This window comes from Halomonas sp. ND22Bw, assembly GCF_003011945.1.
GTDB lineage: Bacteria > Pseudomonadota > Gammaproteobacteria > Pseudomonadales > Halomonadaceae > Halomonas > Halomonas halophila.
Map to the genome: position 1 here is coordinate 1 of NZ_PXWD01000729.1, position 277 is coordinate 277.

Annotated in this window: 1 protein-coding gene; it reads left to right on the top strand. The window is 66.8% G+C overall.

Annotated elements, in window-relative coordinates; translation table 11 throughout:
- Positions 1 to 277: flagellar basal body-associated protein FliL (gene fliL, locus CVH10_RS20055; RefSeq protein WP_146143157.1), on the top strand; the 277-nt coding region annotated here is incomplete at both ends.

Below are 277 nucleotides of genomic sequence, written 5' to 3' on the forward strand. Positions count from 1 at the left end.
CCGAAGAAGAGCGCCACCCCGGCCCCCGCGCAGTACTTCGCGCTGGACCCGGCGTTCGTGGTCAATCTCAATGGCCCGGTCGATGGTCCGCGCTACCTGCAGCTGGAAGTGCAGCTGATGACCCGTGACCCGGCTGCGCTGGAAGCGATCAAGACCCGTGCACCCGCCATCCGCGCACGCCTGCTGATGCTGTTCTCGCAGGTCAGCCCGGACCAGATCGCCGATGTCGCCGGCAAGCAGAAGCTGCAGGCTGCGTCGCTGGCCGAAGTGCAGAAAG